This window comes from Methanobacterium sp. (assembly GCF_038562635.1).
Classification (GTDB): domain Archaea; phylum Methanobacteriota; class Methanobacteria; order Methanobacteriales; family Methanobacteriaceae; genus Methanobacterium_D.
In genome coordinates this window covers 1473906-1496580 of sequence record NZ_JBCFBO010000001.1, presented here as the reverse complement: position 1 = coordinate 1496580, position 22675 = coordinate 1473906, and the positions used below count along the sequence as shown (strand labels likewise).

The 22675-nt window shown below is 34.1% G+C and carries 15 protein-coding genes and 1 tRNA gene; 13 read left to right on the top strand and 3 right to left on the bottom strand.

Features of this window, described 5'->3' with window-relative positions; translation table 11 throughout:
* Positions 1 to 218 precede the first annotated feature (218 nt).
* Together AAGU07_RS07425 and AAGU07_RS07420 are read right to left on the bottom strand one after the other, a co-directional pair.
* Positions 219 to 512, bottom strand: coding sequence for a putative quinol monooxygenase (locus AAGU07_RS07425; protein ID WP_342458478.1), 294 nt, complete (start codon positions 510 to 512; stop codon positions 219 to 221).
* Positions 513 to 718: 206 nt separating this feature from the next.
* Entirely contained in the window at positions 719 to 1330 is a 612-nt protein-coding gene (locus tag AAGU07_RS07420) for a TetR/AcrR family transcriptional regulator (protein ID WP_342458477.1), read from the bottom strand.
* 445 nt (positions 1331 to 1775) lie between these two features.
* Between AAGU07_RS07420 and AAGU07_RS07415 the strand changes: the two genes are divergently transcribed.
* From AAGU07_RS07415 to AAGU07_RS07355, 13 genes are all read left to right on the top strand, one after another.
* Positions 1776 to 2855: an NAD(P)-dependent alcohol dehydrogenase gene (locus AAGU07_RS07415; RefSeq protein ID WP_342458476.1), complete on the top strand. Its 1080-nt coding sequence runs from the start codon at positions 1776 to 1778 to the stop codon at positions 2853 to 2855.
* 50 nt (positions 2856 to 2905) lie between these two features.
* Positions 2906 to 3574 carry an NADPH-dependent F420 reductase gene (npdG, locus tag AAGU07_RS07410; protein ID WP_342458475.1) on the top strand — a complete coding sequence of 223 codons (669 nt, stop codon included), beginning with the start codon at positions 2906 to 2908 and terminating at the stop codon, positions 3572 to 3574.
* A 36-nt stretch (positions 3575 to 3610) separates the two neighbouring features.
* Positions 3611 to 3967 (top strand): SDR family oxidoreductase, encoded by a 357-nt coding sequence (locus AAGU07_RS07405; protein ID WP_342458474.1) that lies wholly within the window; start codon positions 3611 to 3613, stop codon positions 3965 to 3967.
* 210 nt (positions 3968 to 4177) lie between these two features.
* On the top strand, positions 4178 to 5095 hold the full coding sequence (gene nadA / locus AAGU07_RS07400; RefSeq protein WP_342458473.1) for a quinolinate synthase NadA: 918 nt from the start codon (positions 4178 to 4180) through the stop codon (positions 5093 to 5095).
* Between the two features lie 129 nt (positions 5096 to 5224).
* Complete coding sequence (locus AAGU07_RS07395) at positions 5225 to 5989, top strand: aspartate dehydrogenase (protein WP_342459358.1); 765 nt, start codon at positions 5225 to 5227, stop codon at positions 5987 to 5989.
* Between the two features lie 288 nt (positions 5990 to 6277).
* The gene (locus AAGU07_RS07390; protein WP_342458472.1) at positions 6278 to 6913 is read left to right on the top strand and encodes a 4'-phosphopantetheinyl transferase superfamily protein; all 636 of its coding nucleotides are present in this window, start codon (positions 6278 to 6280) and stop codon (positions 6911 to 6913) included.
* A 39-nt stretch (positions 6914 to 6952) separates the two neighbouring features.
* A complete protein-coding gene (locus AAGU07_RS07385) occupies positions 6953 to 14848 on the top strand; it encodes an amino acid adenylation domain-containing protein (RefSeq protein ID WP_342458471.1) in 7896 nt (2631 codons plus the stop codon).
* Positions 14849 to 14874: 26 nt separating this feature from the next.
* Complete coding sequence (locus AAGU07_RS07380) at positions 14875 to 16617, top strand: MATE family efflux transporter (RefSeq protein WP_342458470.1); 1743 nt, start codon at positions 14875 to 14877, stop codon at positions 16615 to 16617.
* A gap of 33 nt (positions 16618 to 16650) precedes the next feature.
* Complete coding sequence (locus AAGU07_RS07375; RefSeq protein WP_342458469.1) at positions 16651 to 16956, top strand: STAS domain-containing protein; 306 nt, start codon at positions 16651 to 16653, stop codon at positions 16954 to 16956.
* Positions 16957 to 17008: 52 nt separating this feature from the next.
* Positions 17009 to 17425: an ATP-binding protein gene (locus AAGU07_RS07370; protein ID WP_342458468.1), complete on the top strand. Its 417-nt coding sequence runs from the start codon at positions 17009 to 17011 to the stop codon at positions 17423 to 17425.
* 77 nt (positions 17426 to 17502) lie between these two features.
* The gene (locus AAGU07_RS07365) at positions 17503 to 19425 is read left to right on the top strand and encodes a SpoIIE family protein phosphatase (protein ID WP_342458467.1); all 1923 of its coding nucleotides are present in this window, start codon (positions 17503 to 17505) and stop codon (positions 19423 to 19425) included.
* A gap of 133 nt (positions 19426 to 19558) precedes the next feature.
* The gene (locus AAGU07_RS07360) at positions 19559 to 20710 is read left to right on the top strand and encodes a DUF4062 domain-containing protein (RefSeq protein ID WP_342458466.1); all 1152 of its coding nucleotides are present in this window, start codon (positions 19559 to 19561) and stop codon (positions 20708 to 20710) included.
* 141 nt (positions 20711 to 20851) lie between these two features.
* The gene (locus AAGU07_RS07355) at positions 20852 to 21604 is read left to right on the top strand and encodes a hypothetical protein (RefSeq protein WP_342458465.1); all 753 of its coding nucleotides are present in this window, start codon (positions 20852 to 20854) and stop codon (positions 21602 to 21604) included.
* 649 nt (positions 21605 to 22253) lie between these two features.
* On the opposite strand, the gene AAGU07_RS07350 is transcribed toward AAGU07_RS07355, so the two are convergent.
* A tRNA-Met gene (locus AAGU07_RS07350) sits at positions 22254 to 22363 on the bottom strand.
* Positions 22364 to 22675 lie beyond the last annotated feature (312 nt).

Here is a 22675-nt window from a genome sequence, read left to right as displayed (position 1 = left end):
TTATTTATTTGTTATAATTATAATTAACTAAATAAATTAAAAAAGAAATTCTAGTTTTATTAATCTTTTATAATTACATTTTAAAGCTTAATATATCATAATTAACATTAAAATAATATATTTAATGAATTATTTTCATTATTTACATTATAAAAGATTAAAATAGTAAAATAATTTTTTAAAATAATAAATAAATGTAAATGTCTGTAATTATACGATTAATTTTTTATTGCTGCTGAATAAACGCTGATATCCATTTCATCTGCTAAAATATCTTCTGTGGCTGTACCAAATACTTTGAAATGTTCTGTTTGCATATGTGACTGTAAAAGTTCAAAATTTTCCCATTGTTCAAGCATTAATAAAACATTCTCATCTTCAGTGCTTGTATATAAATTGTAACTGATACATCCCGGGTCTAAACGACTTGATATGATAAGATCTTGCGCTTTTGCAATAATATTCTCTTTTTCCCCGGATTTGGCTGTTATTTTAGCAGTTACCATGATCATGTTCTCATCTCCTTTAAAGAATTTTTATCTATTCGATGTTTTGAACATCCCTTGTTAATTGTAATAGTACCTAATATATAAACATAGCGAATGCTCTCTTTGTAATTAATATCTAAAACACGTATTTTAATCTTTAGGATATAAATAAAATATTGTTAAGCGAATGGAAAGAATTAAAAAGAGATTTACGTATTTTCAAGGTCTATTTATTTTTTTATGAAATTCCACATCTGATCTATATTTGATTCCATTCTTTTTTCAAGGGGCATCTCAGGCATTCCTATCCACATCAGGACTGTTCCAACCATAATCGTTTGAATATTTAATGAAAGTTCCGTAGAGTCAATATTTTCTCTTATTAAGCCCTGGGCTATTCCATCATTTATTACTTCCTTGATAAACTCATGGAGATCATAATAAAATTCTGTGTAGTGTTTACTTATGATATCATACTTCTGAACGCCTTCAAAAAGCAGCAGGTGTAAAGTCCTGTAATCTATTTTCTCAGCACTTTCACATAGCTGTGTGGTTTCGTTGATGGTTGAATCATCTCCAACGATTAAAAGTATCACAGCTTTTAATTTTTCTTTAGGTGTGCCCTTGAATTTCCTCATCTGGTCTATAATTGAGCTGAAATAATTGAATATGTATTTATTAATTACTTCCACAAGTAGAGTATCTTTGCTGTTGAAGTGATAGTAGAACCCGCCGGTGGTTATGTCTGATTCTCTTATAATTTCATTTAAAGAAACATCAGCAAATCCTTTTTCTAGAAATAGCTTAAAAGCTGTTTCCATGATTCTAACTTTTGTATCCATGTATGTCCTTCTTTTCAATTTATTGTTAAAATATTTGGCACTGCAATAGATCTACATAATGTGCTGTTTTAAACTTAATAACATTATAGGGTAACATTGACCATATTAATATATTTTCCTTTTTCAATGTTTACATTATACGGTTTTTTTAGTAGTTACATGCAGTATAAACGCATATGTGTCATTTATGCTATTTTTTAATACATTATAATCTTTTTATAAAGTTTAACATGCATAATGGAATTATTTTTCATTAAAAAGGCATATATTTCAGTTTTATGGGTATATATCTTAATTATTTTCCATAAATATCCTATAAAAGCTCTGTTTGGGCTATTTAAAGAGAGAACACTCTCTACAAATATAAATGATTAATCGTTACAGACCAAGTATTCGGTATGTTTATATATCATAACTCACAATCCTTACTCAAGAGTTAAACGAGGTGAACAAAATGAAAGGATTTGCTATGTTAAAAATAGGAGAGACTGGATGGATAGAAAAAGATAGACCAAAATGTGGTCCAAGGGATGCTATTGTTAGGCCAACATGTCTAGCACCATGTACTTCTGATGTTCACACTGTCTGGGAAGGAGCAATAGGTGATAGACACAATATGATTTTAGGACACGAAGCTGTAGGGATAGTGGATGAAGTGGGAACTGAAGTCAAAGACTTCAAACCGGGTGATAGAGTAATTGTACCAGCTATAACTCCTGACTGGGATTCAGAAGCCGTGCAGCGTGGTTTCCCTTCACAAACAGGGGGAGCATGTGGAGGTTGGAAATATTCTAACTTCAAAGATGGTGTATTCGGTGAATTTTTCCACGTTAACCTTGCAGACAACAATCTGGCACATTTACCAGAAGGAATGTCTCAAGAAGCTGCTGTTATGATCACAGATATGATGAGTACTGGTTTTATGGGGGCTGAAAATGCTGGAATTGAACTTGGAAGTACGGTAGCCGTTCTTGGTATTGGTGCAGTTGGGCTTTGCGGTATAGCCGGTGCAAAACTAAGGGGTGCTGGAAGAATATTTGCAGTCGGTACTAGGCCTGTATCTGTTGAAGTAGCTAAAAAATACGGCGCTACAGATATAATCAGTTACAGAGATGGGGATACTGCAGAACAGATTCTTGATGCAACCGATGGGGAAGGTGTTGATGCAGTAATCATATCTGGTGGTGGTCCAGATATTCTAATAGATGCATGTAAAATGGCCAAAGCAGGATCAAAAATTTCCAACAACAACTACTTTGGTAAAGGGGAAGGAGAAAAAGATACTCTGCCATTATGCCGTATAGGCTGGGGATTTGGTATGGCAGACAAAGACATAATCACGGGTCTTTGCCCTGGTGGAAGAGTTAGAATGGAAAGACTAGCAGATATTGTAACATACGGACGTATGGACCCTGAGTTACTGGTAACCCATAAATTTAGGGGTTTCGATAAAATAGAAGAGGCTCTCCTTCTGATGAAAGAGAAACCTAGGGACTTAATTAAACCAGTCGTCCTTCTAGAATAGATGCCAGTTCAATTTTTTCTTTTTAATTTTAAAATTAAACAGGTGATAAGATGAAAATAGCAATAATTGGTGGAACCGGTGGACAGGGATTAGGAATTGCCGTACGTTTTGTGCAAGCTGGAGAAGATGTTATAATAGGTTCAAGGACAATTGAAAAAGCTCAAGCAGCTGTAGACAAATTAAAAGGTCTTCTGGGCGATGTTGGCAATGTTAAAGCAGCTGAGAACGCTGACGCTGCCGCAGAAGCGGAATTATTAGTTTTAACTGTACCTTTGGCTGCTCAAAAATCAACTTTGCTCTCTATTAAAGAAGGGGCAAAAGGTAAAATATTATTGGATGCTACAGGACCTTTAGAATCAGCTATAGGTGGGTCTCCCATTGAATATGTTGCTTTATGGGATGGGGCAGCGGCAGAAAGATCTGCTAAAATCTTAAAAGATAGCAATGTGATATGTGCTTTTAACAATATTAGTTCTGCAGCTTTAATGAATTTTAAGGAGCCAATTGACTGTGACTGCCTTATTTCGGGTGATGATGCAAATTCTAAGGTAGTTGCTGCTGAACTAATTGAAAAAATCCCTGGTGTAAATGTCATTGATTGTGGACCGCTGGAAAGAGCTAAAATCATAGAAAAAATTACTCCTCTCCTGATTGGTTTAAACATACGAAATAAAACCCAGTTTGGAGGAATAAGGATCACTGGTTTACCTGCAAAATAGGATTAAAATTACTACTTCACCAAAAGGGGGATAAAAATGAAATTGGAGAATAAAGTAGTACTTGTAAACGGTGGGAGTTCAGGGATAAGGAAGGAAATTGCCAGACTTTTTGCAAAAGAAGGCGCTTCAGTTGTTGTGGTTGCAGGAGAAAACGAAAAACTGGAAGATAACATTGACCAGATGGAATGCAACCACAAGATCATATCTGTTCCTGCAAGCGCTAACAGTGAAGACGATATCCAGAATGCAATCAATGCTGCTGTAAAAGAATTTGGGAAATTGGATATAGTACTTAATTGTGCATGGATAGCAGATATAATAACTCCAGTTTTGGATATGGGGGAGGGAATTTGGGAAATAGATCTCAGTGTAGATTTAACAGGAGCTATTTAAACGAATTTGACCACAATCAACGTTAAAACAGCAAACAGGGCATCTAAATTAATTTCGTTCAATACCACCTCCGATGCCCTATTTTTTTAATCAACTGAAAAATTAAGATCTAGAATTGGGGGATATTAAATAAATATGGGGCCATATGATGCTTTAATTGGTATAATTACCTGGAAAACTAATTTTATTGATATAATTTAAAGTGATTTTATGTTAAGTGATCTGCAGGAAATCAAGCGGCTTAAAAAGGAAAAAAATGCAATAATATTAGCTCACAATTATCAAACTGGAGATATGCAGGAAATTGCAGATTTTGTGGGAGATTCACTTGAACTCTGTATAAAAGCATCAGAAATAGATAAATCGGATATTGTAGTTTTCTGCGGGGTCGATTTCATGGCAGAAACTGCTGCAATACTAAACCCCGACAAAAAAATATTGATTCCAGATACTCAAGCAAAATGTCCAATGGCATGCATGCTTAATGCAGAAGAGGTTAAAAAGTTTAAAAAAATGTATCCAGATACAGCTGCAGTTCTTTATGTTAACACGCTGGCTGAAGCTAAGGCGGAGGCTGAAATTTTATGTACTTCTTCAAATGCAGTTAAAGTAGTGGAAAGCATTCCTCAAGAAAAAATACTCTTTGGCCCAGATAGAAACCTGGCATGGTACGTCTCTAAAAAGGTGAATAAAGAGATTATACCTATGCCTTCAAAGGGATACTGTTACGTCCATAAATTGTTCGATTTAGGAGATTTACATTTTTTAAGAAGTAAATATCATGATGCAGAGATACTGGTCCATCCAGAATGCGATCCTGAGGTGCAAAATTTTGCAGATAATGTTTTAAGCACAGGGGGTATGATCCGCCACGTAGCTAGATCACCTAAAAAAACATTTATCATAGGCACGGAAGTGGATATGGTCACGCGCTTAAAACGGGAAAATCCTGATAAAACATTCATTCCTGCTCTAAATGATGCAATTTGTGATAATATGAAGTTGTATACAATTGGGAATGTTAAAAATTGTCTTTTAAATGGGGAATATGTGGTTGAAGTTGATAAAAGCATAGCAGAAAAGGCAAAAGTGGCAATTAAGAGGATGATTGAAGTTTCTAAAAATTAATGATTAAATCAGAAGGTGTATAAAATGAATGAAACCGCGTTCCATGAATTCTTAGAAATGGAAGAAAGTGAAGATTTGTATTTGGAGTCTAATTCTGAAAATTTAACTAAGGAATACCCGCACAGTGTTATGGTTGCAGGGATCCTGGGATGTGGTGCCATAGCAAGTATAATAACTAATTCTGCTGCAAAAGGGGAGTTGAATGCTGATCTAAGATTTTTTCATGACGTGGATATGGAAAGTGCCGAAAACTTAGCATCTCAAGTGGATGGAATCGCAGTTGAAGATGTAAACGATATGGTAGACAATGTGGATCTTGTAATTGAAGCTGCATCTCAGGATGCAGTTGTAAAAGTTGTCCCCCAAATCCTTAAAATGGGAAAAGATGTCATTATAATGAGTATGGGAGCTTTAATAGATCTAAATTTTAGAAATTATTTGGGGAGGATAGCCGAGGAAAACAATTCCAGAATATATGCACCTTCAGGGGCTGTTGTTGGGTTAGATGGTATTAAAGCAGCTTCTATTGGGGAGATAAATGAAGTGAGTTTAGTTACCCGTAAATCTCCGGAATCACTTGGGATCTCAGTAGATACTGAAACAGTGTTATATGAAGGTAAAGCTGGGGATGCAGTACGTAAATTTCCTGCAAACATTAATGTGGCCGCTGCATTGAGCATTGCGTATGGTAGGGAAGTGGATGTGAAAATCATAGCTGACCCTAATGTGAGCCGGAACTGCCATGAAGTCTGTGTGGCAGGTGATTTTGGCGAGTTCAGGACCATTACTGAAAATGAGACCTGTACTACAAACCCAAAAACAAGTGTTTTAGCCGCATATTCTGTGGTTAAACTAATTAAAAGTCTAAATAACAACTTGAATGTTGGGATATAAATTAATTCATAGTTTTAAATACTTATTTTGATATATTAACTCATATTATTTGAATATTGGATTTTTAAGCCGGCATATATTGGATATAAGACTTTTTTTAATTTTTTTATTTTTATTAGATTGAATCCTATTTCAGGCATCATTTAATAAGAATCTCATGGGATTCCATAAGTTTAAATAATTGATTGGATGATTTTCATGTAATATTATAATAAATTAAAAAAAAATAGTTGATTTGGAGCATCAATTGACAATATTATTACATTATAAGTAATTTGATGTGAAAAAATGTTGTTATATTACATGGATGTATCAGAACTTGACTTTAACAGAATAAAGAGTTCTGTATCAAAGACAAGAATAAAAAAATCCAGCAGATATTTCCACAAAAAAGATAGAAATTTGTCTGTTGGGGTGGAAGTCCTGTTAAACCATGCTTTAGATAAAATTGGCATCAGTAACCCCATATTTGATACAGACGAATATGGTAAGCCCTATTTGAAAAATTATTCAGATATACATTTTAATCTTTCACATTCCGAAAAATATGTGGCATGCGCAGTTTCTGATTCTCCAATTGGCGTTGACATTGAATACGTTCAGGATATTGATTTGAGTCTGGCGAAGTATTTTTTTTACGGCACTGAATATGAGTATATTTTAAATAATAACAACCATAAGAAAGCTTTTTTTGAATTATGGGTATTAAAAGAGAGTTATATGAAAATGACAGGCTTAGGATTTAGACTTGCCCTTGACGAATTTTGCATAGAAATTAGTGATAAAATAGAACTGATACACAGGGAAAATACTGGCAATTTTGGGCTTTGGAACGTTTGTGGAGGTGATTATATGCTTGGTGCATGCTCACAAAGCAGAATCACTGAACCTGCTCTAATAAATCTACAGGATATTGAAAATTAAAGTAATGGGAGATTAAAAGAATGATGGGGTGGATATTTTATGGACTGCTTTGATTTATCAAATGCACAAAAAAGGACTATTATAACTGAAATTAGTAAACCGGGTAATGAAGCGTATATTCTTTCATTTAAATCTAAATTTTCACTGGAAGATGAAGGCCATGTTAAAAAAGCTTTAAGAATTTTAATAAGCGGAAATCTTCATTTACGTATGAAAAAGGATGAAAATATGAATTTCAGGCAGTACTATGCTCCTGAAGAAGATGGTTTATTTTCATATGAGGATATGTCAGATAAAAGTGAAGATGAAATTAACGCCTTCATCGATGAATTTGCGCAAGAACCATTTAAAGAAATCTTTGACACACCACTCTATCAGTTTACACTCCTGAAAACGAAAAAAGAATTTATTGTACTGGGCCGTACCCACCATATCATCATGGATGGAAGTTCTGTAGGTATTTTTACCAAAAACCTGGAAAATTGTGTCATGGCTTTGAAAAAAGGAGAAGAATATCAACCATCTAATGTTTCATACCAAGAGTACGTCAAAAAGGAAAATGAGTATCTCTCAAGCAAACAGGCGAAAGAAGATGAAGAATTCTGGCTCTCTAACCTGGAGGGATATTCAAAAGATTGGTATTCCTCAGATGATCTCGGCATCAACAGGAATTATTTTTACTTAGATCCACAATTGACAGAAAAATTAAAAGAGTTATCTGTAGTTGACGGTGTAAGGATATCTCCATTTGTACTTGCATTATCTGCTGTATCATTATACTTTGCAAAAAGCACATGCAGCGGGGAAATGGTATGGAACAGCGTATACCACGGCAGGGATTTTGGAGAAGAAATACATGATATGATGGGTATGTTTGTAAATATGATGCCCCTCAAACTGGATTATAACAAAAACAGGACGTTTAAAGAGGTTTTACTGTACACAAAATCTGTCCTTAAAAACGGATTGGCCCATGGAAAGTTATCTTTCAATATGTACGGTCCAAAACTGCAGCAAAAGGGTATAGACCCTGCAATGTTATCTATGTATTCTATGGTGTCAAATTCAACTGATTCAAATGTAGAATATTTATTTAATAATTCTAAAAGTGAATTTCCGTTCCATATTCGTGTGAACCCCTCATTAAAGGATAAAGATGGTTTACAGCTTTTGGAAATTGAATATAATAAAGACTGCTTTTTGGATGCACAAATTGAGCATATGGTAGAAAATATAAAAGCTCTGCTTTATGATATCTCAGATAATCCAGATAAGACTTGTGATGAATTTGAAATAGAAACAAGTGAATTTTATGAAGCTGAAAGATATTTCAAAGATATGGTGCAAACCAGTGAGGGTGCAACTGCTATATCGCCTGATATTAATGGTAAAGAAGAAGATGGATCTTTAAAAGAAAGCTTCATTTTACTAAATAAGTCAGATATTGAAGAATTTTGTATAGTTAATGGAATTAGTTCTAACAGCCTGTTTTTAGCAGCTACCCTATTTGCTTTGGGTAAATTTGTATTCAGTAAAGATATTCTAATTTCTATTGTTTCTAATTACATCAATATAGGTCAGGAACTGCCGTTTTCTGTAAATATTGATACAGACAAAACTGTAAATGATTATTTAAAAGATGTACAAAATTCCCTTCTTGAAGTTGTAAATTATGATTATTATCCATTTACAAGGATTTCCAGCAATAATTATGTTCTCCCTGAATTTTTATATGTATTTGGGCTGGCAGGCAGTATAAACGAGGGAAATTTAGAACTTCCTAAGTTGACAGTTTCTATTGAAGACAGTTCTGATGAATTTAAAATAATTTCTCACTACAATGATGCTCTCTACAGTGAAAATGTAATAAAAACGTTCATAGAAAGTGTTAAAGTCCTTATAACTAAGCTAACACAAAATCCACACGCGCTGCTTAGATATATTTCTATTTTGCCTGAAGATGAAAAAGAAGCAGACTTCAGGATAAACATGGTGGAAGAACCATTGCTAAATAAACTCTTTGAAAAACAGGTAGAAAAAAGCAGGGATAAAATTGCTTTAATTGCTGAAGATGGGGAATTTACTTATGATGAATTAAATAAGAAAGCTAACAGCATAGCAAACGCACTGATTAAGAGGGGAGTTGAAGTTGAAGACAGAATAATGTTCATGCTAAAACGTGACAGTCGCCTCATTGCTACTATGCTTGGTATTGTGAAATCGGGCTGTGCTTTTATCCCTGTTGACCCCGAATATCCCGAAGAAAGAATAAATCAGGTTCTGGAGGATAGTGATGCAAAATACATTATAACTAAAGCAGATTTACCTGATGCATTAGATGTGGATGAATTACTTTTAGAAGAAAATGAAAAAAATCCAGATCCTGAATTAACCTCTGAAAATTTATGTTATTTAATTTATACTTCTGGTTCGACAGGAAAACCTAAAGGGGTAATGTTAACTCATGGAGGTATCACCAATTACGTTTCTCCAGACCCTCAGAATATTCCTATCCATGCTCTTGTGACCAAAGCAAGTAAAATGATATCTATATCAACTGTATCATTTATTGTATTCCTGCGTGAGACTTTCGCAACCATTATGAATGGTATGCCTGTTATACTTGCAAATGAAGAGCAGGCAATAAACCCTATAGAGCTTTCAAAATTATTTGAAGAAACAGGGGCGGACGCGTTCGGCGGGACACCTACCAGACTCTTACAGTACTTAGAAATTGAAGAAATTCAGAAAACAGTACCTAAATGTAATGTAATAATCGTAGGGGGTGAAACCTTCCCTCCACAGCTTTACAACGTACTTTCAAAATACACCGGCGCTGAAATTTATAATTCCTACGGCCCTACTGAGATTACAATTGCATCACACGGAAAACTTATAACCAACAATGATATATCCGCTGGTGAAACTCTTTTGAATGTCACTGATAAGATTATGGACATGGATGCGAATCCTTTGCCTTATAATGTTGTGGGTGAACTATATGTGGCTGGTGCAGGAGTTGCCCGAGGTTACTGGAATAATGAGGAACTCACTAAAGAGAGATTTGTCATGCACAACGGCCTCCGCTATTACAACACTGGGGACCTGGCAAAAAGGGACAGTACTGGGGAATTATACGTTTTAGGCAGAATGGATAACCAGATTAAGCTTAGAGGTTTAAGGATTGAGCTTGGTGAGATTGAAAATGCAATCAGGGAATGTAATGGAATTAAAACTGCATTTGCGCTGGTCAAGACAGTGCATGACAATGAACATTTATGTGCCTACTTTACCGAGGATCATGAAGTTGATGTCAGTGATTTAAGAAATACGCTCGTGAACAAATTGCCGGCTTACATGGTTCCATCTTATTTTGTTCGAATGGACAGCTTCCCTATGACTCCTAATGGGAAAACAGATTTAAAGAACTTCCCAGATCCTGAAGAGGATCATTCTGGGCTTGATGAGATCATAGCTCCTGAAACTGATTTAGAAAAGGACGTTTTTGATATGTGTTCAGAAATTCTGGATACAACGGATTTTGGTGTGATAACTGATTTATTCAGGTTAGGTCTTACTTCATTATCTGTTCTTAAGCTGGTAGCTAAAATTTCACAGAAATTTGGAGTTACAGTTAACGTAACCAATATAATGAGGGCTAAAACCATACGCGAGATAGCAAAGGAAGTTTCATCTTCATCCGCTGTGGAAGAGAAACACTACCAGAAACAGGAATTTTATCCGCTAACCCACAATCAGTTAGGTGTATATTTTGACTGCGCTAAAAATCCTGAGAAATTAACCTACAACCTGCCTAAATGCATACATTTTGGGAATGATATCGACCCTGAAAAACTTAAAGTTGCTTTATTAGACATTATTGAGAAACACCCCTACCTCAAAACAAGGTTTGTTATGAGGGACGGTGAAATTTATCAGGAGCGGCGTGATGACATCGATGTGGATATAAAAATTCATGAAGGAAAAGTTGATGATAAAATTAAAAATGAATTTATAAAACCGTTCTCTTTATATGATGGGCCTTTATTCAGGTTTGAAATTTATAAGAATCCCCATGAAATTTGCCTGCTGGCTGATTTCCACCATATCATTGTGGATGGTACTGCTTTAAATATTCTATTTAATGAGCTCGGAACAATATACGACGGCGGTGTCGTGGACGCGGAGAAATATGATGGGTTTGACCTGTGTTTGGAGGAACTTGAAGTAGAAAAAAGCCAGTTATACATGGATGCAGAATCTTATTTTGAAAATAAGATAGTTGATTTTGACAGTGCAACAGTTATTTCTCCAGACTGCAGTGGAAAAGAGGAAGAAGGCCAGATGGGAGAAATCAACGTTTCTGTGAATAAATTGGGAATTGAAAAATTCTGTAAAGACAATGCAATTACTCCTAATAACCTATTTTTAGCGGCAACTGTATTTACGCTCAGTAAATTTGTTTATAACAAAGATATTTTAATTTCTACCATTTCAAACGGTAGGGGTAACCCCCAGTTCCAAAATTGTATTGCAATGATGGTAAAAACATTACCTATTGCATTAAATATAAACAGTGACTTATCCGTGGCAGATTATTTTGATTACGTGGAAAATGTATGGCTGGATGTACTGAAATACGACTGCTATCCATTTACGAAGATTTCTGATAAATATGATATGTTTCCGGAGTTCTTTTACGCATATCACGGAAAAATTATCGAAGATATAACTATAAACAACCGCACCATAGAACGTGAAAGCCTGGAATACGAAGCACTGAAATTTAAGTTAAGTGTCAATGTTATAGACACTGGTGATAACTTTAACATGCTTTCACAGTACAATGACGCGCTTTACAGTGAAGATCTTATTGAAACATTTATGCGCAGTATTAGCATCGTTTTAGATAAATTAATAGAAAATCCACAGGCTTTACTCAAGAATATTTCAATTGTAGCTGGAGAAGACCATGAAGACTTCAAGATAAAACATGTGGAAGAAAAATTACTCAATAAGCTCTTTGAAAAACAGGTAGAGCAAAGCAGGGATGAAATTGCTTTAATTGCTGAAGACGGGGAATTTACTTATGATGAATTAAACAGAAAAGCCAATCGTATAGCAAACGCATTGATTAAGAGGGGAGTTCAGGTTGAAGACAGAATAATGTTCATGCTAAAACGTGACAGCCGTTTAACTGCTTCGATGATTGGTATTGTGAAAGCAGGTTGTGCTTTTATCCCTGTTGACCCCGAATATCCTGAAGAAAGAATAAATCACGTTCTGGAAGACAGCAGTGCAAAATATATTATAACTAAAGAAAACCTGCCTAATGCACTCGATGTGGATGAACTACTTTTAGAAGAGAACGAAGAAAATCCAGATCCTGAATTGACCCCTGAAAATCTGTGTTATCTAATTTATACTTCTGGTTCTACAGGAAAACCTAAAGGTGTAATGTTAAAACACGAAAATATAACCAACCTCATTTCAGGTCATCCAGATAACCATTTTATTCAGGATATAATCAGCAGGGTAAATATTTCATTATCAATAATAACAGTAGCTTTCGACCCATTTGTACAGGAAACATTTATTCCACTTACGCATGGAATGACTTTTGTACTGGCCAACGATGAGCAGACAAAGAACCCATTAGAGCTCGCCAAGTTGTTTGAAAAAACTAAAGCACAATTATTTGGTACAACTCCTTCTAGACTGCTACAGTATTTAGAGCTTGAAGATATACAAAAAGCAATGGGCTATTGTAGGGCAATAATTATAGGGGGAGAAGCATTTCCTTTACAGCTCTGGAATGCCCTTTCAGAATATGATAATTTAACTATACTTAACCAGTACGGCCCAACTGAAACTACAGTTGGATGCAACGCAAAAATCATTTCAGATGGGGATATCAATGTAGGTAAACCCCTCTTCAACGTGGTTGAAAAGATCATGGATATGGACGGCAACCCTTTACCTCAAGGTGTTGTGGGTGAATTATACATTGGAGGTGCCGGAGTCGGCAGGGGTTATTGGAATAGAGATGAGCTGAACAGTGAAAGGTTCATTGAAATTAATGGCGTGCCTTATTATAAATCTGGAGATTTTGCTAAACTGGAGAAAAATGGTGAAGTATCCATCTTAGGTCGTTTAGATAACCAGATTAAACTTAGAGGCCTCAGGATTGAAATTGGTGAAATTGAAAATTCAATTTCGGAATATGAAGGGATCAAATCTGCAGCGGTAGTGGTTAAAAAAGTGCATTCTAACGACCATTTATGCGCCTACTTCTCAGCTGACTGTGAAATTGACAGTGATGATTTAAAAATGGAATTAAAGAAGAAATTAACCAAGTATATGGTTCCAACAGTGTTTATGCAGCTTGATGAACTGCCCCAAACTCTCAACGGTAAAACTGACCTAAAAGCACTTCCAGAACCAGTCCTGGCGGAAAGAGAATATGCTGCACCTGAAAATGATGTTGAAAAATTCTTTGCAGAAACATTTGCAGATATACTGGGCATGCCTCAAGTAGGTGCAACTGATGATTTCTTTGAATTGGGAGGCACATCTCTTCTGGTGACTAAAATCACCATTGAAGCCATGAACCAGGGATATGAAATAAAATATGGTGATGTATTTGCACACCCAACTCCTCGTGAACTGGCTGATTTTATAACGGGGGCAGAAGGATCTGTAAGTGAATCTGTAAAAGAGATAACTGAATATTCATATGATGCTATTAATAGGGTTTTAAGTGAAAATACAATTGATAATTTTGTAAATGGGGAAAAAGAAGAGTTAGGAAATGTTTTACTTACAGGTGCCACTGGATTTTTAGGAATACACGTCCTGCGTGATTTCTTAGAAAATGAAGAAGGATCTATTTACTGCTTACTCAGGAAAGGGAGACGTACAAGTGCTGAGGAACGTTTAAAAGCTCTTTTATTCTATTATTTCAGTGAAAGTTATGAGGATCTATTTGGTTCAAGGATTCATATAATTGAGGGAGATATTACAAATAAATCTGACTTTGAAAAATCTTCAGAACTTCCAGTGGATACAGTGGTTAATTGTGCAGCAAACGTGAAGCATTTTGCTTCCGGAACTCAAATTGAAGACATCAACATAGGTGGAGTTGTTAATGGAGTTGAATTCTGCCTGAAAAAAGGCTGTAAATATGTACAGGTTTCAACAACCAGTGTCGCAGGAGAAAGTGTAAATAATATCCCTCCTTTAGATACTATATTTGACGAACAAACGTTGTATATTGGTCAATCTCTGGATAATAAGTATCTCAGCAGTAAATTCATAGCTGAGCGTGTTGTACTGGAAGCAGTTACAAAAGGGCTTAAAGGTAAGATCATGCGTGTTGGTAACTTGATGGCAAGGCACTCTGACAGTGAATTCCAGATTAATTTCGAGACCAACGGGTTCATAAACCGCTTAAAAGCGTATGGCGCAATTGAGAAAATACCTTACTCTGCTTTAGGTGGAGAAACTGAGCTCACACCGATAGATAGTGTTGCAAGGGCAATTTTAGTCCTGTCAAGAGCTCCTAAAGAGTGTGTTGTGTTCCATGCTTATAATAATCACAAAATCTACATTGCAGATATTATAGAAATCATGAATTCGCTTGGGTTAAACATTTTCGGTGCTGAAGAAGATGAATTTAAAGCTGCTTTTGCACAGGCTATGGAAGATGAATCAAGAGAAGAAGCAATTTCAGGGCTTGTCACTGCTATGGGTATGGGTAAAGGCAAAGGCCGTGCACTTGTACCGGTTATAAATGATTACACAATACAGATAATGTACCGTTTAGGGTACAAATGGCCTTTAATAAGTGATGAATACATCGCAATGTTTATAGAATACCTTAAAGAGATGGATTTCTTCGATTATGAACCAAAAGAGGTTAAACTTAAAGCTTAATAACCTAATTTCACTGAGGACCTGCAATGTATGAAAGAAATTACAATTTAATATCGGATAAGTTTAAAGAATTTTTCTTACCTACTCTGTTGATGTCTATGGCCATTAACACAAGCACGTTCATAGACACTTTAATTGTAGGTAACACTCTGGGACCTATTAATATTTCAGCTATGGCACTTATTGCGCCTATAATCACGTTTATCAACCTGATATACTGGATGATTGGATTGGGGGGCTCTCTACTTGTATCAGTTTCAAAGGCAGAACGGGATGAAGAAAAGGCAGATATGTATTTCACACTTTCAATGGTCCTTTTGGCAGTTATTGGGGTGTTATTCTCTGCATTTGGGATAATCTTTCTGGATAATATCGTTGCCACACTCACCACTAATCCCGCACTTGCAGTACTGGTTAAGAAATTTTTAGGAGTATATTTCCTGGGGTCGCCTTTCCTGTTTGTTTTAATGGGAATTGCCTATTTTATACGGGCAGATGGTAAGCCAAGGCTGTCCTTTTATGCTCTTCTGATTTCAAATGCGGTAAACCTTATACTGGATCTGGTTTTTATATTAGGTTTTGGTATGGATATAGGTGGAGCAGCTCTTGCTACAATATCAGGATACGCAGTTGGAACTGTATTCATAATGCAGTATTTCTTTGCTAAAGATAGGACAATGCACTTCATATCCCTGGTAAAATGCAAACTCTCCTTAGTTTATGACATCGTAACATCAGGGTTCCCGCCAGCATCTGGGCAGCTGTTTTTGACTATAAAACTGTTCTTAATCAATACATTTATAGCATTAGTTGCAGGTAAACAGGGATTAACCGCTTTTTCTGTTTATTACAACAGTATGTTCATGGTATACATCTTTTTAATAGGGACCGCCCAATCGATGTCCCCTATAGCTTCTATATATTACCAGGAAAAGGATTATTCTGGAGTAAAATTCACCATTGAAAGGTCTTTAAAGATAGTGCTGGCATCGGGGGCCGCATTTACAGTATTATTCCTGGCGTTCCCATCTCTACTCTTAAACCTTTTTGGTGTAAATGATCCGGCGGATATGGCTGTGGGAATCAATGCTCTTCGGATACTTTCATTCAGTATTATAGGTACTGGTATAACATTTTTAATGATGTTTTACACGCAGGCAATACAGCGCAAAAAACTGTCATTTGCTATTTCAATAACAGAAGGACTTTTAATTCCGGTAGTATGCGCATATGTCCTCTCAAGATTTATGGGAGTTAATGGAATATGGATATCATTAGTGATAGCAGAAATAGGTACAATCCTGATGATATACTTTGTAACTAAAATAACATCCGAACGTTCAGAGGGGAAATTTTCAGGATTCTTTTTATTAGGGAATTACAAGGATACCCCAGTACTTGATGTAACTATACACAGTTCAGTTGAAGATGTAGTTGGGCTATCTCAAAAATTAATTGATTTTACAAAAGAAAATGGAGTAGATGCGAAAGTAGCGCTGCGTATAGGCATGGCAGTTGAGGAAATGGCAGTAAATACAATAAAATTCAACAGCAATGAAATAGAATGCATTGATATCTTATCGAAAATAGAAGAGGATGAGATAACAATTGCATTTAAAGACCCTGGAAAAGAATTTAACCCTTCAACTTATACGTGCGAAGAAAAGGACTCATTTGAAAATATTGAAGTGCTGCAGAAGATCGCAGATGATATAAGTTATGCAAGACTTATAGGTTTAAACAGTACAGTTATTACACTAAAGAGATAAGATTGATTAATTAAATTGTAGGTGGAATAAATCATGGACATAGATAAAATATTAGAAGAAGATAAGTTGACAATTAAATTAAACGGTAGGTTAGACACCAACACAGCACCAGAATTAGAGGAAGAATTAAAAAAAGATCTTCCAGATGTGACAGATCTGGTCTTAGATTTTGAAGACTTAAAATATATCTCAAGTGCAGGACTTCGTGTAGTCCTTTCAACGCAGAAAATAATGAATAAACAGGGAACTATGGCAATTGAAAATGTAAATGATTTAATTATGGAAATCTTTGAAGCTACTGGATTTTCAAGTATCCTAACCATTAATGAAGGCAAATAAGCTGAAATTTTTATAATATTGTAATTCGACCTAACACAAAAGATGGGTATCTATGAATAAACTAACAGTACCTGCAAAAATAGAAAACCTGCAGAAAGTGATGGATTTCTTAGGTAACCAGCTGGACTCTGTAGATTATGTTATGAAAGCAAGGCTGCAGCTGGAACTTTCAATTGAAGAGGCATATGTAAATATTGTAAATTATGCTTATGGATCAGAAGAAGGAGAAGTCGTAATTTGCTGTAATGTGGGTGAAAGCCCCCTAAAAGTTACAATGCAGTTTATAGACTATGGTAAGCAGTATAACCCGTTAGAAAATGAAGATCCAGATATTTCATTAAATGCCGAGGAAAAGGAAATTGGCGGGCTTGGAATTTTCCTTATAAAAAAGAATGTAGATGATATTTCGTACAAATACTGTGATGGAAAGAATATTTTAACCATCCAAAAGAAATTAAATGATTTTTAAATAAGGATTAAAAAGTGCAATTTAATTTTTTCAGTATGACGTCTCTATAAATCAGCAGGCACATTAGAGAGATTAAAATGAAGAATTTAGAGAATATTAAATCAAAAGTCATATTACTTGCCCTCTGCAGTGCTGTTATATTTATTATGAAGTTTATTTTTCATTATTTCTTTCCAGGAATACCTATATCTGAATTAGGCCCTGCCAGTGCACTACCTCCTGTATTGGGGCTGATGTTTGGGGTATGGGGTGCAGCAGGTGCAGCTATTGGATATTCAGCATCTGAATTGCTGGCAGGTTCCTCCCCTGAGATATATATTATTAGCTTTTTTATACAATTTTTATACGCATATATCCCTTACAAGTTGTGGTATACGCTGAACTGGGATGAAACAACCACTATGCCCAGATTAGACACGGTTAAACATCTGGTGAAGTTTGTGGTGATTATGTTTATAAATGCTGCCGTTATGGCGGGATTACTTGGATTTTTAATGGATGGATTGGGCCTGTATGATCTGGTTTCTTTAACCACGTTGATATTTGCTGTCAACAACTTTGATTTTTCCATAATGTTTGGGACCCTGATCCTTATTGGGGCTAATTTTTATGGTATTTCCATGTATAAACCAAAAAAAGTAAAGAAAACAAGAGTCCCGCCTAAAATATTTGATTTAATAGCAATAATGGTTGTTGTAATTAGTATTGGGAACGGTATTTATTCTACATTCACCGATCCGAATATCTGGGGATGGATTGCAGGAGCTATAACTTATTCATTGGTTCTGATCTATGTTTTCAGGCCAATTACCAGCGAAATAAGGGAAAGGACAACTGAAATAAAGATGTCTTTAACAGAAAACTTAATTGTAATTTTTATCATTATGGGGGCAATTATTGCGATATTAACTGGAATCAGATCCCTTTTCATAGTTTCAGCGTTAAATACTCTGCAGTTTTGGGATTCTGTATACTTAAACATTACATTAATCCTTTCTGTTTTTTATATTGCATCAATTGCATTTTTATGGTATATTGAAAGGAATATTTCCACGCCAATAGAATCTATATCTGATATCGTAAAAAATTATGTCAGTGATTCTAGCGGAATAAGAAACAACGATGCTATCATCTCAAAATGTGAACAGTATGCAGCTCAAAATAGCGAAGTGGGAATTTTAGCGGCTTCTTTTCAAAAAATGGCCATGGACCTTGAAATTTATGTGAAAAACCTTAAAAATGTCACCGCTGAAAAAGAAAGGATCAACACGGAGCTTAACGTTGCAAAAAAGATACAGGAAGATATGCTGCCTCGTAAATTCCCAGCTTTTCCTGAAAGAGATGAATTTGATGTTTATGCAGCGAATATACCTGCAAAAGAAGTTGGCGGGGACTTTTATGATTTCTTTTTAATAGATGAAACCCATATGGCAATTGTAATTGCAGATGTCTCTGGAAAGGGAGTACCTGCGGCACTCTTTATGGTGGTTGCAAAGACGTTGATTAAAAACCATGCACAGCTTGGAAAAAGCCCTGCAGAGATATTTACAGCAGTTAATAATCAGCTGTGTGAAGGAAACGATGAAAACATGTTTGTAACCGCATGGATGGGTATTTTAGAAATTGAAACTGGTAAATTTACCTATGTTAATGCAGGTCATAACCCCCCATTGATTAAACATTCATGTAATGATTATAATTGGCTCAAATCAAAGCCAGGATTTGTTCTGGCAGGTATAGAAGATATCCAGTACCATCAAAATTCAATCGCATTGGAACCTGGGGATAGGGTCTATTTATATACTGACGGCGTAACAGAAGCCAGCAACATTAATGATGAATTATTTGGGGATTCCCGTTTACTGCAAATTATGAACGATAAAAAGGATATAAGCCTTAAAGAGTTAGTTTCATATGTTAAAGAAAAAGTTGATACTTTTGCAGGGGAAAGGGAGCAGTTTGATGATATAACAATGCTTGTTATGGAATATAAAAAATAAATGTTCCTGATTCAAAGATTATATCATTTAGGAGTGAGATTACAAACTTTTATTTAGAAGTGGTTACTAAGCTAAGTTTATTACTGTAAATTGGAGTTACACTTAAATTTACTGTTTATGTAGGGGGACTATAATGGAAAAACCAATAATCATGATAAGTTCAACAGTTTACGATTTAAAACTAGTTCGAAGTGAATTGCATGAATTTATAGAAGGAATGGGGTATACCTCTTTAATTTCTGAATCAAGTGCTTTTCCTATAGATCCAAAGATAAAAACTGTTGATAACTGTAGGAAAAAAGTTGAATTACATGCAGATATACTTATATTGATAATTGGGGGACGTTATGGATCTATAGATTTAGAGAGCGGAAAATCAATAACTAATCTTGAATATATTGAAGCTATAAATAAAGGCATTCCAGTTTATGTATTTATTGAAAAGAGTGTGTTGAACCATTTTGAATTATGGAAAAGAAACAAATCAAATGATTATTCCTCAGTTGTAGATAATACGGAAGTATTTGAGTTTATAGAACGTATTAGAAATAATGATTCATGGACTTTCCCATTTAATGATATTAAAGATATTAAAGACACATTAACAGATCAGTTTGCTTATCTTTTTAAAATAAGCCTTTATGATTGGTCGAAGTTTAATAAATTACGAAATATTCCTATTTATAATAATTTAGGTTCAAAATCACTGCATTATGTATTAGATCAACCAGAATCATGGGAATATCTTTTATTTCTTCAAGTTTGGTGTGATGAATTGGAACTCATATATGAAAAAATATATGATTATGAGAATGATATAAAATTCTATCCATCTGAATTTGTTCCAAATGATAGAATTATGGAGTGGATTCAACTACGTTCACATGAAATTCTAAATTATATGGATACCGCAGATAGATTGTTTAATAAACAATTGAAGGTGGCACTTGGACCACCGGGGACTCCTGGTGATTCAACAATGTTAATAACAATTGCCAAAAATATGGTCAGATTGTTAAGCATGATAATTGATTGGAATAGGAAAATTAGAGTAGCAATGTCAGAAGAACCATATATTAATATTCTTAACGAAATGTCGAAATTTACTGATGATGTTGTCCAATCTCTTAAATCATTTCCATATGAATCATTAGAAAAATTTAAAAAGGTTATTTTAAAGGCATCAAAAGAAAATCCTCAAACTATTGAATTGACACTTACTTTTGAAATTTCAAATTATGATAAATATATAGAAACTTTGGAAGAAGCTAAAAAATACCAATAATTACTCTATAAACAGAGTTATATTCTTATTTTTAGTGTTCTGTTTTCTATCTTGATCCAACTGCCATTTTGATATAAAAATAATGTTTATATTGACAATATCCATAAATCACTTTATAAAGCTAAAAGAAGGAATGTTTAAGTGCAATTCAAGAAAACTTTTTTAAATTTAGATAATTTCATTAAATCAAAATTTGTTACTTTATTTATTGTTATTTTAGTTGTTCTTTCGATTGAATTTAGTTTACTTGGCTTAACGAAAGATAGTTTAAGTAATTTTTATTTAGGTTTAGGAACTGTTTTTACTGGTGCTTTTTTGACATTGACAATAGTTGATACGCTATTAAGTAGGCGTAATGATGATTTATGGGCTCCCGTGTCAAAGATTATATTTTCAAAAATAAATGAAATTAATGATAAGTTTGTTATAAACTTATATAAATTTTTAAATCCCGATATTCTTATGATAGAATCATTAATAAGGCCAGACTATTTAAAAAAAGGAGCCAAAAACGATTATACTCAAGTTTTAGAAAATAAAGCTCTCAGGAAAGTAAAATTAAATAAAAATGCTTTATTAAATGAACTTGAAGATAAAGCAGTAGATATTCCAAAAGAAAGATGGGATAACTTTATTAGTAGTTTAATTGATTTAAATAATGAAATGGGAAATATAACCATAAATTATAGCAATAGATTAAATCATAAGGTCACTCCACACCTTCTTATGCTTCAAGAAGTTCTTAATTTATTAATTGAGACCTATAATGTGCAAATGGAATATTATGTGGTATATAAAGAAAATAATGAACCAGAAAAATGTATTTACGCACTTAATAAATGCAAAAAAAAACGCTGCTCACAATATAAAATCGATATCAAACCGGTTTATTGATTTAGATAATGAATTAAACAATGAATATAAACTTTTTGACAAATATATATTAAGAACAGATATAAATCTTAAAAGTATATAATTTAAATAGCTTAATTTTAAATAAATCTTCTTTTATAACGAGTAGTGGATCGTGCCTTTATAAGCCCAACATGAGCATACACTTATACGGTTCATTAATTTAGATTTTAATTAAGTACTTATTAAAATTGGATATTCCAATGAGTATCCCTGGAAGAATTACGTCCATAAGTTTAAAATGAAGATGTACTGCTGAATTACTAGAATGTCCAACATTACGTCTTAAGTTTATATATTTGATTTTATATCATATTTATACATTAATGGAGTCTTTTCATTAGAGTAAGAAGTGCAAATCATTTATCTCATTGAATAATTACAAAATTAGCCGTAACTTCCTGAAGACTATTTTTTTAAGCTTTAAAACCATATTTATGTTATTTTTAATTTGCTTTGAAATAAGTTTATTTTTTTTAAAAATACGTTAATATTTCGAATAGATAGATCATACGATTTGATTTTAGAGATTAAAATTTAATTTATTATATTAAAATAGAATCTTTAAATTAATCTTTAGAATTTAAAAATTATATAAGAAAATAAAATTTCTCCTGGATTGTGAGATAGATGCCGGGGGCGGGATTCGAACCCGCGGCCTCACGGTATCCCAGGAAAAAGTCAGAGCACTGCTTAAATACCCTATGAGCCGTGCGCTCTAACCAACTGAGCCACCCCGGCGTGGCTTATCCTACATTATTTTTCATCTAATTTAAAGTTTTCTATATAATAAAAAAGGATTAAGATTTATTTAACTATTGAATTTAATTTTAGATTAATTTAACTGTTTATTGAAAATATTTTAGTTTGAATTTATCTTCAGAATTTATTCTTAAAATCCATATATATTGACCTTTTATGCCAGTACTTTCTTAAATCTAATTTATAATTAAATAAGCAATTTAGGGCATTAAATGAGTTGAATAATAAATGTACAGGCTACTATTGATTAAATAGTTGTTTTAACATGTATATTCATATAGTGAATCGATT